This is a genomic window from Streptomyces sp. NPDC001744, from assembly GCF_042892575.1.
GTDB lineage: Bacteria > Actinomycetota > Actinomycetes > Streptomycetales > Streptomycetaceae > Streptomyces.
The window spans coordinates 58,609-74,888 of record NZ_JBIAUG010000020.1 but is presented as its reverse complement, the minus strand read 5'-3'; the positions used below and the strand labels follow the sequence as shown (position 1 = coordinate 74,888).

At 74.9% G+C, this 16,280-nt stretch carries 12 protein-coding genes and 1 pseudogene; 8 read left to right on the top strand and 5 right to left on the bottom strand.

All coding sequences use genetic code 11. From position 1 onward, the window contains the following. Window positions 1-33: 33 nt before the first annotated feature. The 4 genes and pseudogenes from ACFYZY_RS22930 to idi all read left to right on the top strand — a co-directional run bounded on the left by ACFYZY_RS22930 (window position 34) and on the right by idi (window position 5,425). Window positions 34-1,800, top strand: coding sequence for a hypothetical protein (locus tag ACFYZY_RS22930; protein WP_388697131.1), 1,767 nt, complete (start codon window positions 34-36; stop codon window positions 1,798-1,800). Between the two features lie 44 nt (window positions 1,801-1,844). After that, window positions 1,845-3,284, top strand: a complete 1,440-nt coding sequence (locus tag ACFYZY_RS22925; RefSeq protein WP_388697128.1) for an amino acid permease — start codon at window positions 1,845-1,847, stop codon at window positions 3,282-3,284. Between the two features lie 354 nt (window positions 3,285-3,638). After that, window positions 3,639-4,421 (top strand): annotated as a pseudogene (locus ACFYZY_RS22920) (class I SAM-dependent methyltransferase); the annotation flags it as partial. 383 nt (window positions 4,422-4,804) lie between these two features. Then, on the top strand, window positions 4,805-5,425 hold the full coding sequence (gene idi / locus ACFYZY_RS22915) for an isopentenyl-diphosphate Delta-isomerase (RefSeq protein WP_388697126.1): 621 nt from the start codon (window positions 4,805-4,807) through the stop codon (window positions 5,423-5,425). On the opposite strand, the gene ACFYZY_RS22910 is transcribed toward idi, so the two are convergent. Beyond that, the gene (locus ACFYZY_RS22910) at window positions 5,391-5,951 is read right to left on the bottom strand and encodes an ATP-binding protein (RefSeq protein WP_388697124.1); all 561 of its coding nucleotides are present in this window, start codon (window positions 5,949-5,951) and stop codon (window positions 5,391-5,393) included. The two genes, idi and ACFYZY_RS22910, sit on opposite strands and share 35 nt — an antisense overlap. Before the next feature lie 299 nt (window positions 5,952-6,250). Between ACFYZY_RS22910 and ACFYZY_RS22905 the strand changes: the two genes are divergently transcribed. From ACFYZY_RS22905 to ACFYZY_RS22895, 3 genes are all read left to right on the top strand, one after another. Continuing rightward, on the top strand, window positions 6,251-6,994 hold the full coding sequence (locus ACFYZY_RS22905) for an enoyl-CoA hydratase/isomerase family protein (protein ID WP_388697121.1): 744 nt from the start codon (window positions 6,251-6,253) through the stop codon (window positions 6,992-6,994). Between the two features lie 113 nt (window positions 6,995-7,107). Beyond that, window positions 7,108-7,974, top strand: a complete 867-nt coding sequence (locus tag ACFYZY_RS22900) for a hypothetical protein (RefSeq protein ID WP_388697119.1) — start codon at window positions 7,108-7,110, stop codon at window positions 7,972-7,974. Window positions 7,975-8,095: 121 nt separating this feature from the next. Further along, a complete protein-coding gene (locus ACFYZY_RS22895) occupies window positions 8,096-10,522 on the top strand; it encodes a Tex family protein (protein ID WP_388697116.1) in 2,427 nt (808 codons plus the stop codon). Window positions 10,523-10,588: 66 nt separating this feature from the next. On the opposite strand, the gene ACFYZY_RS22890 is transcribed toward ACFYZY_RS22895, so the two are convergent. From ACFYZY_RS22890 to ACFYZY_RS22880, 3 genes are all read right to left on the bottom strand, one after another. Beyond that, a complete protein-coding gene (locus tag ACFYZY_RS22890; protein WP_388697115.1) occupies window positions 10,589-10,993 on the bottom strand; it encodes a hypothetical protein in 405 nt (134 codons plus the stop codon). Window positions 10,994-11,121: 128 nt separating this feature from the next. Beyond that, window positions 11,122-12,759 carry an ABC-F family ATP-binding cassette domain-containing protein gene (locus ACFYZY_RS22885; protein ID WP_388697112.1) on the bottom strand — a complete coding sequence of 546 codons (1,638 nt, stop codon included), beginning with the start codon at window positions 12,757-12,759 and terminating at the stop codon, window positions 11,122-11,124. 65 nt (window positions 12,760-12,824) lie between these two features. Continuing rightward, window positions 12,825-13,343: a hypothetical protein gene (locus tag ACFYZY_RS22880; RefSeq protein WP_388697111.1), complete on the bottom strand. Its 519-nt coding sequence runs from the start codon at window positions 13,341-13,343 to the stop codon at window positions 12,825-12,827. Window positions 13,344-13,425: 82 nt separating this feature from the next. Here ACFYZY_RS22880 and ACFYZY_RS22875 point away from each other — a divergent pair, with 82 nt between their 5' ends. Next, window positions 13,426-14,382 (top strand): NAD(P)/FAD-dependent oxidoreductase, encoded by a 957-nt coding sequence (locus tag ACFYZY_RS22875; RefSeq protein ID WP_388697110.1) that lies wholly within the window; start codon window positions 13,426-13,428, stop codon window positions 14,380-14,382. A gap of 214 nt (window positions 14,383-14,596) precedes the next feature. On the opposite strand, the gene ACFYZY_RS22870 is transcribed toward ACFYZY_RS22875, so the two are convergent. Further along, entirely contained in the window at window positions 14,597-15,910 is a 1,314-nt protein-coding gene (locus ACFYZY_RS22870; RefSeq protein WP_388697107.1) for a M14 family metallocarboxypeptidase, read from the bottom strand. Between the last annotated feature and the right edge of the window lie 370 nt (window positions 15,911-16,280).

The following is a 16,280-nucleotide window of genomic DNA, read 5'->3' as shown; positions in this document are numbered from 1 at the left end:
CCCCTCCCTCCCCGCCCCCGAAAGGACCGTCCGATGCGCTTCACCCGCAGGAACACGGCTCTCGCCACCGTCGCCGCGGCCGCCGTCACCGCCGGCCTGCTCGTCCCCGGCGCGTCCGGCGCGGACACCGCGACCGCCGCCGCCACCGACCCGAACGTCCTCGCGGTGTGCGCCGACCGCCGACCCGGGCAGGCCGACCCGGGCGCGTACGGGATGCAGCTCGACGGCACGTTCCGCCACCCCGCCCTCACACCGGTCGACGAGGAGTCCGAGCACCCCTTCCCGGGGCGCAGGGCGGAGTACGACACCCGCTCGTACATCAAGAACATGAAGGTCGAAGCGGCCTACGAGGGCGCCGGATTCACCCCCGACTACTTCCACACCTGGCAGAACGTCGTCGACTTCGACGGGCGCCGCTACCTCTTCCAGTACGACCGCTCCGAGGGCCGCGTCTACGACATCACCGACGTGCGGAAGGTGAGGGTCGTCGAGAAGCTGAGCCGCGAGGACGTCGGCGGCGACGAGAGCCGGGCCAACGGCGACTGGGCGGCGCACGACTACTGGGGCGCTTCCACCATCCAGTGGAACAAGAAGCTGAACGCGTACGTCATGGTGCAGAGCTTCGAGAGCAAGCGGCAGATCTCCGAACTCTCCGACCACCCGCCGCTCGACAAGTACAACAACCCCGAGGGCGTGCGGAAGCTGCGGGAGAAGCCGGGGCTGAAGGGCTTCAAGGTGTACCGCCTGGACGGCCCGCGCAAGAAGGACTGGAAGCTCCTGGCGACCGTCTCCACCGACTCCACCCAGGCCGACCCGCTGCGCAGCGACCCGGCGTCGGCGCAGCAGGGCTCCGGGTCGATCGACGTGCCGTACTGGACGGGCGAGAAGTACATGTTCATCGCCACGGCGCCGGACGACACGTACTCCGGCACCGAGTACCCCACCAACCTGCACTCGGCCGGCTACCAGTCCTGGGACATGACCGACCCGGCGCACCCGAAGCTCCTCGACACCTGGCACCTGCCGGGGCAGCGCACCGGGGAGGACGCGGCGTACCGGAAGAACCCGCGCTGCGGCAACCGCACCAGCTGGATGGGGGCCCGGATGCCGCTCTTCCTCCCCAAGCCCGTGGAGAAGGGCGGGCGGTACGCCTTCGCCGCGATGGGCGGCTACGGCCTGACGGTCCTCGACGTCTCCGACCCGTCGAACCTGCGGACCGTGAGCCACCTCGACCTGCCGGCGTCGGTCTCGGGCACCGAGGGCGACAACATCGACGTCTCCCAGTACGAGAAGACCGGAATGATCTACTACTCCGGCTACCCGCTCACCGAGGACTGCTACGAGCCCTACAAGGACGTCTACCAGATCGACGCCAAGGACCCGAAGAACCCCCGCGTCGTCGGCGTCCTCCCCCGCCCGGTGCCGCCCAAGTCGGCCGGTTTCACGGACTACTGCCAGCGGCGCGGCAGCTTCGGCCCCAAGCGGACCGGCTACTACACCAACCCGGGCAAGCACGACGCCGGCGTCCTCGGCTACGGCTTCTACAACGCGGGCGTGCAGTTCTTCGACGTGTCGGACCCGGCCGACCCGGAGATCTCCGCGTACTTCGTGCCGAAGGCGTACGGCCGCGACACGGCGGACTACGCGTACGGCAACCAGACCCACGGGGTCTACGTGGAGTGGGACCGGAACATCGCCTGGGTCCTGACCAACCACGGCATCTACGCCCTGTCGTCGAAGGTCCTGGGCAAGCCCGACCTCGACGCCCCCGCCAAGCCGTTCCGCACCAGCGAGTTCTGACCCGCCCCCCGTTGCCCACCCCCGTGCAGAAGGGCCCCACCGCCATGGCCTCACCCAGCGACTCCGCACCCCCCGCGGCCGCCGACGGAGCCAGACCCACTCCCGACTCCGGCTCCGGCTCCGGCAAGGGGCTGGTCCGCTCGCTCACCCACCGGCAGACCACCATGATCGGGCTGGGCTCCGCGCTCGGCACCGGCCTCTTCCTGGGCTCCGGCTCGGCGATGTCCGTCGCCGGGCCCGCCGTGATCGTCTCGTACGTGATCGGGGCGGTCCTCGTCGCGATCATCGCCGTGCTGCTCGGCGAGATGTCCGCCGCCCACCCCGTCCAGGGCTCGTTCGGCACCATCGCCCGCCGCTACCTGGGCCCCTGGGCCGGCTTCCTCAGCAGCTGGCTGTACTGGTTCAGCGCCGTCGTCGTCATCGGCACCGAGGTCGTCGCCTCCGCGCTCTACATCCGCTGGTGGTGGCCGGCGGTGCCGATGTCGGTGGCGATCCTCGCCGTCGCGGCGATCGTCCTCGCGGTCAACGTGATCAGCGTGAAGTCCTTCGGCACCACCGAGTTCTGGCTCTCCAGCGTCAAGGTGACGGCCCTGTGCGCCTTCATCCTCTGCGCGGCCCTGCTGGTCCTCTTCGGGCTGCCGGACACCGAGGCCACCGGCTTCGCGCACCTCACCGACGACGGCGGCTTCCTCCCCCACGGCTTGAGCTCGATCTGGCTGGCCATGTCCGTGGTGATGTTCGCATACGCCGGCTTCGAGGTCGTCGCCATCGCCTCCGCCGAGGCGGCCGATCCACAGCGCACCATACGCACCGCGATGCGCCAACTGGCGTGGCGACTCAGCTTCTTCTACCTGCTCTCCATCACCCTGGTGCTGGCCCTGATCCCGTGGCGCCGGATGGCGGACGGCGACGGCAGCGTCGAGGCGAGCCCCTTCGTCCGGGTCTTCTCCGAGATCGGCGTGCCCGCCGCCGCGACCGTCACCAACGCGGTCGTGCTCATCGCCGCCATGTCCGCCGCCAACGCCCACCTGTACGGCGCATCCCGGCTGCTCCACTCGCTCGGCGACGACGGCCTCGCGCCGAAGCCGCTGGCCCGGCTCAACCGCCGGGGCGTCCCGGTGGTCGCGATCGCCGCGTCCACCCTGGGCATCGCGGCCGCGGCCCTGCTCGCCTTCTACGACGTCAGCGGCCTCTTCGGCATCATGATGTCGATCGCGATCTTCGCAGTGATGCTGGTGTGGCTGCTGATCCTGGCCTCGTACGTCGCCTTCCGGCGCCACCGCGCCGCGCACCCCGGGGAGTTCACCGGCTTCTCCGTCCGGGGCGGCGACAAGCTCGCGGTCGTCGCGGGGCTCGGCGTCCTCGCGGTCGCGGCGACGGCGGTGAAGGTACCCGACATGCGGCAGGCGGCCGTCATCGGCCTCGCCTTCACCCTCGCCCTCCTCGCCTGCTACGCCCTGACGGCACGGCGGCGGCGCTCCTAGACGGTGCCTTCAGGTGATCGCGGCTGGTGGATCACGGCGACATGCCACCCGACCATGATCCTCGACCGAAGATCACTTGACGACAGACCCCAGGAACCGCGGGAACCGTCCGGACGGTGCGCCCGGGGGCCGCCCGGCCGCGATCCGCCGGGCGGCCCCCGGGCCTCTGTTAGTCTTCTCGCCCGAACGCGCGTCGAGAGGAGCTGAGGCGGATGACCGTCGCGATGGAGGCCGCCCCCGTGCGGCCGCACCCGGTCGTCCCTCAGCCTCCGGGTCTCCGGCTGACCTGATCCCGGTCCTCGCACCGGTACGTCACGTCGTCGGCCGGGACCCCTCCTCAAAGGGTTTCCCACGTTGTCCGACAACGCTCTGCACGACGCCTTCTTCGCCCTGCACCACGGCCTGCCGCGCCAGGGCCCCGGCTCCGACACCACCACCCGCCGGCTCCTCGCGCTCGCGGGGCCGCTCCCGGCCCGTCCGCGCGTGCTCGACCTGGGCTGCGGCCCGGGCCGTTCCGCGCTGCTCCTGGCCGCCGAGGCGGGCGCCGAGGTGACCGCCGTCGACACCCACGAACCGTTCCTGGCCGAACTGCGGGGCGCCGCCGCCGCGCGCGGTCTCGACGGCCCCGCCCGCGGGGGCCGCGGTGCGGTGCGCGCGGTCCGTGCCGACATGGGCGCCCCGCCGTTCGCCGACCGCGCCTTCGACCTCGTCCATGCCGAGAGCTCGGTCTTCGTGCTCGGCTTCGACCGGGCGCTGGCCGCGTGGCGCCGCCTCCTCGCGCCCGGCGGCACCCTCCTCCTCACCGAGTGCGTGTGGACCACCGGAGAGCCGGGCCCGGCGGCCCGCGCCTTCTGGGACGAGCACTACCCGCTCCGCACCGTCGCCGGGAACACGGCGGCGGCGGTCGCGGCCGGTTACCGCGTCCTGGGCACCTTCACGCAGCCGGAGAGCGACTGGGACGAGTACTACGGCCCCCTGGCCGCGCGCGCCGAGGCGGCGGACACCGCCGTCCCCGGCATGGCCGAGGCGGTCGCCGCCGCCCGCGCCGAGATCGCGCTGCGGCGCGAGCACGGTTCCGACTACGGGTACGCCGGTTTCGCGCTCCGGCCCGCCGCGCCGCACGGGCGCGCCCGCCCCGTCCCCGGACCCGGTCCGGCCGCGGGCTGAGGCGGGGCACCCGAGCGGACCCGTCCGGGGGAGGGCGGCCCCCGGGCGGGTTCGCACGGGTGTCCGCGTACGGGATCAGGCCATGTTCCGAGGACCGGGGGGACCGCCCCTCCGGGAGGAACCGGGTCCCCCGTCCGCCGCTCACGGCCCGCCCGCACCCTCGTCCCCACCGGCCCGCCCCGCCTCTTCCGGGGTCCCGCGTCCCGGCCGGTCCCTTCCGTGCCCACCGTGCCGGACCAATACTCCGGTGCGGTGGGCACGGCCCCGTCCGGCCGCCGAAGTACGGACAAGCCGCTTTTGTGCGGCAGACTGAGGGGGCCCCACCGGGCCGAGGACCGAAGCGAAGGATGGGTATGCCGACCACACCAGCCCCCGCGGCTCAGATCTCGCAGGAGATCGCGCCGAACGGCGTCCAGCCGTCCGGAGACCCGGCCCCGATCATGCTCGAACTGGTCGACGAGGACGGGACGACCATCGGCACGGCGGAGAAACTGGCCGCCCACCGGGCCCCGGGGCTGCTCCACCGCGCCTTCTCCGTCTTCCTCTTCGACGGGTCGGGCCGGTTGCTCCTCCAGCGGCGGGCGCTCGGCAAGTACCACTCCCCCGGCGTGTGGTCGAACACCTGCTGCGGCCACCCCTACCCGGGCGAGGCGCCGTTCGCGGCGGCGGCCCGGCGCACCTTCGAGGAGCTGGGCGTCTCGCCGGCGCTCCTCGCGGAGGCCGGCACGGTCCGCTACAACCATCCGGACCCGGCCTCGGGCCTGGTGGAGCAGGAGTTCAACCACCTCTTCGTCGGCCTGGTGCGGACCGAGCCGCGCCCGGACCCGGAGGAGGTCGGGGACACCGCCTTCGTGACCGCCGCCGAGCTGGACGAGCGCCACGCCGAGGCGCCGTTCTCCGCCTGGTTCATGACGGTCCTCGACGCGGCGCGTCCGGCCATCAGGGAACTGACGGGTCCGTCCGGGGGCTGGTGACCGGGCTCGGCACGTCCCCGGGGGCCCCCGGTGCGGCCCCCCCTCCCCGCCTCGGCACGGCGTCCGGCACCGGCGCCGCCGGGGCCAGGGGCATCGCCGCCCAGATGATCTTGCCGCCGCTCGCGGTGTGCTCGACGTCGCAGGCGCCGCCGGCCTCCTGGGCGATCTCGCGGACCAGGAGCAGGCCCCTGCCGCCGGTCTGCCCCGCGTCCGCCTCCAGGGCCTTGGGGCGGTAGGGGTGGTTGTCCTCGACGGACACCCGGATCCACTCGGGGCCGATCGCCACCTCGACCGCTATCTCGGGGGACAGCAGCGCCGCGTGCCGCACGGCGTTGGTGACCAGCTCGGAGACGATCAGCAGCAGACCGTCCATGATCTCGTCGTGGAGGGGGACGCCCTGGCGGACCAGCAGGTCGCGCACGGCGTGCCGGGCCTGCGGGACGGAGACGTCGACCGCGGCAGCGGTGAAGCGCCAGACCCCTTCGTAGGAGGGGTGACGGGCGGGGCCGCCCTCGCGGGTCCCCACGGTCCGATTTCCACCCTCGTGCTCGATTCTCGCCACGGATCGAGTCTTGGCACTGCACGGGGACGGCCCGGCCTACTGACCAGAAGTCAATACTTATCGGTCGCCTTCTGATCGCTTGCGCATGCCGATGTCAGTTGTTCGACTGATCGCGCGCGTTTTCTGGGGATTCTGAAAATGGGCCGGAAACCGACGCGGGCGGGCCCGTCACGGGCGGACCCCATCGGTCCGTACGCCGGCCGCCGCGCCCGGGGCGGCCCTTCCCGACCGCGTGTTCGGACGGGCCGGATAGCATCCGGCCCATGGAGCCGCAGCTGAGGCACAGCGTCACGGACGGGGTCGCCACCGTCGTCATCTCCCACGCCGCCAAGCGCAACGCGATGACCGCCGGCATGTGGCGCGCGCTGCCGGACGTCCTGGACCGGCTCGCCGCCGACCCGGCGGTCCGGGTCCTGGTCCTGACCGGCGAGGGCGACACCTTCTGCGCCGGGGCGGACATCTCGTCGCTGCGCCGGCCCGGGGACGAGCAGCAGAGCCTCGCGGTACGGGCGGAGGAGGCGCTGGCCGCCTTCCCCAAGCCGACCCTGGCGGCCGTCCGGGGCTTCTGCGTCGGGGGCGGCAGCCAGCTCGCCGCCGCCTGCGACCTGCGGTTCGCCGAGGAGGGTGCGCGCTTCGGGATCACCCCCGCGAAGCTCGGCATCGTCTACCCGTCCTCGTCGACGCGCAGGCTGACCGCCCTCGTGGGCCCCTCGACCGCCAAGTACCTGCTGTTCTCCGGCGAGCTGATCGACGCGGAGCGGGCCCTGCGGACCGGGCTCGTGGACGAACTCCACCCGGCGGACGCGCTGGACGAGCGGGTGGACGCGTTCTGCCGGGTGCTCGCCTCACGCTCGCTGCTGACCCAGGCGGCCGCCAAGGAGTTCGCCGACGGACGCCTGGACCGGGACGCCCACTGGGCCGAGCGGGCGCGCGCAAGCGACGACACGGCGGAGGGGGTCGCCGCCTTCCTGGAGCGGCGCGCGCCCCGCTTCACGTACGGGCTCTGACCCCGGTACGGCCCGCCCGGCCGCCCCCGCGCCCCTTCACGCCGGTCCCGGCCGGGGTTTTCGAGGGCCCGGGCCCGTTCCCGTCGTACCGACCAGTCGGTAACGTTCAGGACATGACGACTGCCCTGCCTCCGCGCGCCGGACGCCGCTGCCACAACGCGTTGAACCCGCTGCACTCCACGCTCTACTTCTCCCCGGACCTGGACCGCGAACTCGCCGCCCTCGGCCTCACCGACCCGAACGCGACGCGGCTCGCCGCCCGGAGCGCCCCCCTGGGCGCGGTGGGGGCGGGCACGGTCGCCGCGGCCTTCTACAACTACAACCACGAGCTGCTCGCCCGGCACCTGCCCTCCGTCTGGGAGACCGCCTCTCCCGCCGAGGTCCTGGCCGCGCGGCTGCGCGCCGCCGACGCGACCCTGCGCCGGCTGCTCGGCGAGGACACCGTCGCCTCCCCGGAGATGGCCGAGGCGGCGGAGCTCGCGCTGCGCGCCGCCGAGGCGTGCACCCGGCACGCCCGGCCCCTGTACTCGGCCAACGCCGACCTGCCGGTCCCCGAGGAGCCCCACCTCGCCTACTGGCACGCCGCCACCCTGCTGCGCGAGCACCGGGGCGACGGCCACCTGGCGGCCCTGCTCTCCGCCGGACTCGATCCCGTCGAGGCCCTCGCCTCCCACACCGCCACCGGCAGGGGCATGGCGCCCCGCTGGGCCCTCGGCTCCCGGGGCTGGCGGCGCGTCGACTGGGACGGGGCGGTGGCCCGGCTGCGCGACCGCGGCCTGATCGACGCCGAGGGGGAGCTGACCGAGGCCGGGACGGCGCTCCGTGCCGACCTGGAGGAGCACACCGACCGGCTGGACTCGGCCCCGTACGAGCACCTCGGCGCGGCCGGCGTCGAACGCCTCACCGAGCTGGGACGCGGCTTCCTCTTCGCGGCCGCCGCCGCGGGCGCCTTCCCCGCGGACCTCGTCGGCAAGGACTGACCCCCGGGGCGGCCGGGCCCGGCGCGGGACGCGCGGAGCGGGCCGGTTGCCGCGTCCGGGTGACCGACCCGGCACAATGCAGTCGCAAGCTTGAGGGCACGAGAAGGCGAGTCGGGACACCGTGACGACGTCCATCGAAGCAAGGATCGCCGAGGAACTCGGCGTACGCGAGCGACAGGTGCGGGCCGCCGTCGAACTCCTCGACGGCGGTTCGACCGTGCCGTTCATCGCGCGCTACCGCAAGGAAGCGACCGAGACGCTCGACGACGCGCAGCTCCGCACCCTGGAGGAGCGGCTGCGCTACCTGCGCGAACTGGAGGAGCGCCGGTCGGCGGTCCTCGACTCGGTGCGCGAGCAGGGCAGGCTGACGGAGGAGCTGGAGGCCCGCATCCGGGCCGCCGACACCAAGGCGCGCCTGGAGGACATCTACCTGCCCTTCAAGCCGAAGCGCCGGACCAAGGCGCAGATCGCCCGCGAGGCCGGTCTCGGACCGCTGGCGGAGGGGCTGCTCTCCGACCCGTCCGTGGATCCGGCCGCCGCGGCGGCGGCCTTCGTGGACGCGGACAAGGGGGTGGCGGACGCGGCGGCGGCCCTGGAGGGCGCGCGGGCGATCCTCGCGGAGAGGTTCTCCGAGGACGCCGACCTCATCGGCGAGCTGCGCGAGCGCATGTGGGGCCGGGGGCGGCTCGTGGCGAAGGTCCGCGAGGGGCGGGGCGACAGCGAAGAGGGGCCGGGAGCGAAGTTCGCCGACTACTTCGACTTCGCGGAGCCGTTCACGGCGCTGCCCTCGCACCGGGTGCTCGCCATGCTGCGCGGCGAGAAGGAGGAGGTCCTCAGCCTGGACCTGGAGCCGGAGGAGCCCGTCGAGGGCCCTTCCTCGTACGAGGGGATCGTCGCGCACCGCTTCGGCGTCGCCGACCGGGGGCGCCCCGGGGACAAGTGGCTCCAGGACACGGTCCGCTGGGCCTGGCGGACCCGCATCCTGGTCCGTCTCGGGATCGACCTGCGGCTGCGGCTGCGGACGGCCGCCGAGGACGAGGCGGTCCGGGTCTTCGCGGCGAACCTGCGCGACCTGCTCCTCGCCGCGCCGGCCGGCACCCGGACGACGCTCGGCCTGGACCCCGGTTTCCGCACGGGCGTGAAGGTCGCCGTCGTCGACGCGACCGGCAAGGTCGTGGCCACCGACACGATCCATCCGCACGTCCCCGCCAACAAGTGGGACCAGTCCCTGGCGACGCTCGCGCGGCTCGCGAAGGACCACGCGGTCGAGCTGGTCGCGATCGGCAACGGCACGGCCTCCCGCGAGACCGACAGGCTGGCGGCCGAACTCCTCTCCCGGCACCCCGAGCTGAACCTGACCAAGGTGATGGTCTCGGAGGCCGGCGCCTCGGTCTACTCGGCCTCCGCGTACGCCTCGCGGGAACTGCCCGAGCTGGACGTGTCGCTGCGCGGCGCCGTCTCCATCGCGCGGCGGCTCCAGGACCCGCTGGCCGAGCTGGTGAAGATCGACCCGAAGTCGATCGGCGTCGGCCAGTACCAGCACGACCTGGCCGAGGTGAAGCTCTCGCGCTCGCTGGACGCGGTGGTGGAGGACTGCGTGAACGGCGTCGGGGTGGACGTCAACACCGCCTCCGTGCCGCTGCTCTCGCGCGTCTCGGGCATCAGCTCCGGTCTCGCCGAGAACATCGTCGCGCACCGGGACGCCCACGGTCCCTTCCGCTCCCGCCGGGCGCTCAAGGACGTGGCCCGGCTGGGCCCGAAGGCGTACGAGCAGTGCGCGGGCTTCCTGCGCATCCGGGGCGGCGACGATCCGCTCGACGCCTCGGCGGTGCACCCGGAGGCGTACCCGGTGGTGCGCCGGATGGCGAAGACGACGGGCGGCGAGGTCGCGGCGCTGATCGGCGACACGGCCACGCTCCGCTCGCTGCGGGCGGACGACTTCGTCGACGAGACCTTCGGTCTGCCGACGGTGGTGGACATCCTGCGCGAGCTGGAGAAGCCGGGGCGCGACCCGCGTCCGGCCTTCCGGACGGCCACCTTCAAGGAGGGCGTCGAGAAGATCGGGGACCTGGCGTCCGGAATGGTCCTGGAGGGCGTCGTCACCAACGTGGCCGCGTTCGGGGCGTTCGTGGACGTCGGTGTGCACCAGGACGGTCTGGTGCACGTGTCCGCGCTGTCGAAGACCTTCGTGAAGGACCCGCGCGACGTGGTGAAGCCCGGTGACGTGGTGAAGGTGAAGGTCCTCGACGTGGACGTTCCGCGCAAGCGGATCTCGCTGACGCTGCGCCTCGACGACGAGCCGGGCGCGGAGGCGGCGGGCGGACGCGGCCGGGGCGAGCGCGGTGACCGGGGCGAGCGCTCCGGCCGGCCGCCGCGGCAGCGGCAGGGCGGGGGCGGCGACCCCCGCCGGGCCGAACGCGGCGACCAGGGCGGCCGGGGCGGCAACGGCCGGGACCGCGGCGCGGCCCCGGCGCCCGCCAACAGCGCCATGGCCGACGCCCTCCGCAAGGCGGGCCTGCTGGGCGAGGGCGGCGGCAAGCGCCGTTAGTGTCCGGTCGGCGGAAGGGGCCGTGGTCCGGACGGACCACGGCCCCTTCTCCCCGTATGGGCGGCGTTACGGCAGGAAGCGCAGGGCCCAGTCGGCGCGGTGGGCCACGGCGAGGTCGTCGTCGTCCGTCAGGGGCCGGAGGAGGCCCTCGGCCTTCTTCGGGTCCGCCTGGACCAGGTCGACGATCTCGGCGGCCAGGCCGTCCTGGTCGTCGCCGAGGTCGACGGCGGAGGCCCGCACCAGGACCGGGAGGCTGCCGGTGCCGCCGACGCCCGCGACGACGCCGCCGAGCAGCTCGCGGGCGTACCCGTCGCGCTCCTCGACCGCCCGGCCGAGTTCGGCCTCCAGGCGCGGCAGCAGCTCAGGACCGCCCGTCGCCACGATCTCGTCGGCGAGGCCGATCGTCGCGTCGACGTCCGCGTCGGGGTCGTCCAGCATCGCGAGGAGCCGGGTGATGCCGTCGTCGGTCATGTGGTGCCTCCTGAAGAGTGCCGTCCGCGGGGACGGGGCCGGCCGCGCCCCGCGGAGAGCCGTCGTGCGTACAGTTCACGGCCCGGGTCGCGCCCGTGCAAGACGGGCGGCCCGGGCCGGGGGGTGTCTCAGAGTTCGGTGACCCTGCCGTTCGCGACCTCGACGCGGCGGGTGGTGCGGACGGCGTCGAGCATGCGCCGGTCGTGGGTGACGAGCAGCAGCGTGCCGGTGTACGAGTCGAGGGCGGACTCCAGCTGCTCGATCGCCGCCAGGTCCAGGTGGTTGGTCGGCTCGTCCAGGACGAGCAGGTTCACGCCCCGGCCCTGGAGGAGGGCGAGCGCGGCCCGGGTCCGCTCCCCCGGCGAGAGGGAGCCGGCGGGCCGCAGCACGTGGACGGCCTTCAGGCCGAACTTGGCGAGCAGGGTGCGGACCTCGGCGGGCTCGGTGTCGGGCACGGCCGCGCAGAACGCGTCCAGGAGGGTCTCGTCGCCGTGGAAGAGCCTGCGGGCCTGGTCGACCTCGCCGACGACGACTCCGGAACCGAGCGCCGCGTCACCGGAGTCCAGCGGGAGGCGGCCGAGGAGGGCGGCGAGCAGGGTCGACTTCCCGGCGCCGTTGGCGCCGGTGACGGCGACCCGGTCGGCCCAGTCGATCTGGAGGGTGACGGGCCCGAAGGAGAAGTCGCCGCGTCGCGCCGCGGCCTCGCGCAGGGTCGCGACGACCGAGCCGGAGCGCGGGGCGGCGGCGATCTCCATCCGCAGCTCCCACTCCTTGCGGGGTTCGTCGACGGTGTCGAGCCGTTCGATCATGCGCTGGGTCTGCCGGGCCTTCGCGGCCTGCTTCTCGCTGGCCTCGCTGCGGGCGTTGCGGCCGAGCTTGTCGCCGTCCGTGGCCTTGCGGCGGGCGTTCCTGACGCCCTTGTCCATCCAGGACCGCTGCATGTGGCCGCGCGCCTCCAGGGCCGCCTTCTTCCCGGCGTACTCCTCGAACTCCTCGCGCGCGTGGCGCCGGGCGGTGTCCCGTTCCTCCAGGTACGCCTCGTAGCCGCCGCCGTAGAGCGTGATCCGCTGCTGGGCGAGGTCGAGTTCGAGGACCTTGGTGACGGTGCGGGCGAGGAACTCGCGGTCGTGGCTGACGACGACCGTACCGGCCCGCAGCCCCTTCACGAAGGACTCCAGGCGCTCCAGGCCGTCGAGGTCCAGGTCGTTGGTGGGCTCGTCCAGGAGGAAGACGTCGTAGCGGGAGAGGAGGAGGGAGGCCAGTCCGGCGCGGGCGGCCTGGCCCCCGGAGAGGGAGGTCATCGGCCGGTCGAGGCCGACGGTGAGGCCGAGGGAGGCGACGACCTCCTCGGCGCGCTCGTCGAGGTCGGCGCCGCCGAGGCCGAGCCAGCGCTCCAGGGCGACGGCGTACGCGTCGTCGGCGCCGGGGGTGCCGTCCACGAGGCCCTGGGTGGCCCCGTCCATCGCGGCCTGGGCGGCGGTGACGCCGGTGCGCCGGGCGAGGAACTCCCGCACGGTCTCCCCCGCGCGCCGCTCCGGCTCCTGCGGGAGGTGGCCGACGGAGGCGGTGGGCGGGGAGAGCCGCAGCTCGCCCTCCTCCGGGGCGTCGAGCCCGGCGAGCAGCCGCAGCAGGGTCGACTTCCCGGCGCCGTTGACGCCGACGAGGCCGATGACGTCGCCGGGGGCGACGACCAGGTCGAGCCCGGCGAAGAGGGTGCGTTCGCCGTGGCCGGCGGCGAGGTCCTTGGCGACGAGGGTTGCAGTCATCAGGGGACGCATCCTAGGCGACGGAGGGACCCGCCGAGGGGGGCGGGTCCCGGGGCCCGCGCCGGTCAGCGCCCGGCCGGTGCCCGGTCCGTTCCCGGCCGGCCGGCGGCGGCGCCCGCCGGGACCGGCGCCGGCGCGGAGCCGGGGGCGGGGGCGGCGGCGAGGAGCCGGAGGAGCACGGACCGGTGGGCGGCCGCGGGGAAGCGGTACGGGCCGGTGCCGGGGTAGCCGTCGCGGGCGAGGTCCGGCGCGGGGCCGGTCCACCAGGCGAAGTCGCGCCAGACGACGTCGTCGCCGTCGCGTTCCACGACGGCCGTGACGGCTCCGCAGCCGGGCTCGTCGCACGCGGGACAGGAGTGGAACACGTACCGCCCGCCCGGGAGGCCGCGGCCGCCCGCGTCCAGGAGGCGGCGGACGTGCTCGGCGCGGAGGACGGGCGGGAGGTCCGCCGCGAGGGGGGAGACCGTGTCCGCGCCGTCGGCCCCGTCGAGCCGGTGGAGCAGCGGTCTGCCGTCGACCAGGAGGTCGGCGGGGCCGTGAAGGGTTGCGGGGGTGAGGTCGAGGCTGGTGTACGCGGACGGCATGTCACGAGTATTTCGCCGCGGACGGCCTCGTTCCATGGCCGGTCCGTCCCGGAAATGTCCCGGTACCGGTACGGTCCCGCCCATGGAGAACGACGTGATCGTGGTGGGGGGCGGGATCGTCGGCCTGACGACGGCGACGGTCCTGGCGGAACGCGGCCTGCGGGTGCGGGTCTGGTCGCGGGACGACGTGACGGCGACGACCTCGGCGGTGGCGGGCGCCCTGTGGTGGCCCTACCGGATCGGGCCGGAGGCGGAGGCGGGGCCCTGGGCGCTCGCCTCGCTGCGGGTGTACGGGGAGCTGGCCGCCGACCCGGAACGGACGGGGGTGCGGTGGGTGCCGGGGGTCCACGCGGGCGTGGACCCGGAGCGGCTCGGACCCTGGGCGAGGGAGGTGCCGGGGCTGCGGCGTACGGCTCCGGAGGAGGTGCCGGAGCCGTACGGGGCGGGGCTCGCGGCCCGGCTGCCGCTGATCGACATGCCGGTCCATCTGTCCTGGTTGCGGGCCCGGTTCGAGGCGGCGGGCGGGGTGTTCGAGCGGCGGACGGTCACCGGTTTCGGGGAGGCGGCGGCGCGGGCCCGGACGGTCGTGAACTGCGCGGGCACGGCGGCGCGGGAGCTCGTCCCGGACGCCGGGCTGCGTCCGGTGCGGGGGCAGCTGGTCCTGGTGGAGAACCCGGGGATCGAGGAGTGGTTCGTCTCGGCGGACTCCGGGGCGCGCGAGACCGTGTACTTCTTCCCGCAGCCGGGGCGCCTGGTGCTCGGCGGGACGGCCGAGGAGGACGACGAGGGGCTCGTGCCCGATCCGGCGACGGCGGAGGCGATCGTGGCGCGGTGCGCGCGGGTGCGGCCGGAGATCGCGGGGGCGCGGGTCCTGGGGCACCGGGTGGGGCTGCGTCCCGCGCGGGCGGGCGGCGTGCGGCTGGAGGCGGTGGCGCTGCCGGGCGGGGGACGGCTGGTGCACCACTACGGGCACGGGGGCGCGGGGGTGACGGTGGCCTGGGGGTGCGCGGAACGGGCGGCGGACCTGGCCGCCGCGTGAGGGAGCCGCCGGCCGGGCCGGCGGTCACCCGCCCGGTCGTCCGGCGGTGCGGTGCGGAGCGGGGGCGGCGGGACGCGGCGGGGGTCCGGGGGGCGGACGGGCCGCTCCGGCCCCGGGCCGGAAGCCCGCGTCCGGAGCCGGGGCGGCGCCGGCCGGTCGCCCCGCCCGGGCGGACGCCGCTGTCCGCGCGGGGCGTCGCGCGTCCACGGGGCCGTCAGCACGTCTCCACGGGTTTCCCGGCGACGAGGTGGTGCGCGGCCCGTCCGTCCAGCAGCAGCGGGACGAGCGCGCGCTGCGACTGCCGCAGCGGGACGAACGCCCCCGCGCCCTCCCGTCGCACGACGACCCCGTGCAGGGCGAGTTCGTCGCCCGTCCCGGCGTACTGGGCGGCGTCCAGGCGGTAGCCGCACGGCGGGTCGGCGAGGACCTCGCCGGGCTCCGGGGGGTCGTTGTCGGCGCCGCCGAGGAAGACCGGGCCCCGGTCGGCGAGGCCGGCGAGCCGGGCACGGGCGGTGGCCGCCGTCAGCCGGTCGCGCCGCTCGTCCAGGTAGGCGAACACCCCCTTGAGGGCGGCGTGCTGGGTGGCGACCCGGCGCCGGTGGTTGCGGGCGGGGTCGTCCCGTTCGGCCGGGTCGAGCGCGTCGGTCCGGGTCTCCACCAGCAGGCCGGCCGCGTGTTTGACGCCGGCCGTGTTGCGCAGGATCCGCTCCTGGCCGTCGCCCGCGACCTGCCGGACCGGTTCGCCGGTGAGGGGGTCGGTCCAGATGCCGTAGACGCCGGTGCTGTGGCCGGCGAGCCGGGCGGCGGGTCCGGCGTAGGACTCGAAGAGGGTCCGGGACTCGTCGCGGACGTGCGGGTCGGCGTCGAGGGTGCGGGGCCAGAGGGCGAGCAGGTCCTTCTCGTAGTACCGGGGGGTGGCGTCGTACTCGTGCAGGTCGTGAACGAGGTGGGGGCGCCGGTCGCGGAGGACGGCGGCGATCGCCCGCGCCTCGGCGGTCCGCAGGGCGAGGTGGTCGCGGTTGACGTCGATCCCGGCGGCGTTGCCCCGGGTGCCGGCCTCCCGGCCGTCGGGGTTCGCGGTCGGGACGACCAGGAGGGTGGTGCGGTCGAGGAAGCGCAGGGTCTCCCGGTCCCGGGCGAACGCGAGGTCGCGCACCGTGCTCAGACACGCCTCGCGGCCGGCGGGCTCGTCGCCGTGCTGGCTGCAGACGAGGAGCACGGTCGTACCGCCCCGGGCGGCGCCGAGGGTGACGAGCCGGAGGGGGCGGCCCTGCGCGGTGGTACCGATCTCGCGCAGCGACACCCGGTCGCTCGCCCGGTCGACGGCCGCGAGGAAGTCCCGCTCCTCGGCCCCGGTGGTCCACCGGGCGCCCCCGGCGGTCTCGAACCCGGTGCGCGGCGCCTGCCGCCCGAGGGCGCCGCCGGCCGTTCCGGCGGGGACGGCGACGAGCGGCAGGGCGAGGACGGCCGCGCCCGCCACCAGGGCGAGGGCGCGCCGTGAACCCCGGCGCGCGGTACGGGTGTTCACCGGGCCGCTCCCTCCTCGCGTGCGCGCCGCGGACTTGGGTGCGCGCCGGGGCTCCCCGTCGGATGGCCCCCGCTCCGGACGGCCGCGGCGTCCGGCGGGGGCGCCGCCGGGGCGGTCCGGTACGGCGGTCGGGCTCCGCGAACGGTCCGCTCTCGCATCGGCATGGGGCGGAAGGTACCCCGGCCGGCACCCGCGCGAAAGGGTGCCGGAGGGAATCGGGGGTGCCCCGGGAGGTGGGGAGGTTCGGGGTGGCCCCGGGGAGGGAGGGGTGCGGGGTGCCCCCGGGGAGGAGGGGTTCGTGTCGGCCGAATGGCGATCGTGTGACAGGGGCCCTCTGGACGTGACGGGGCGTCGGAACGCTGAATAGTGT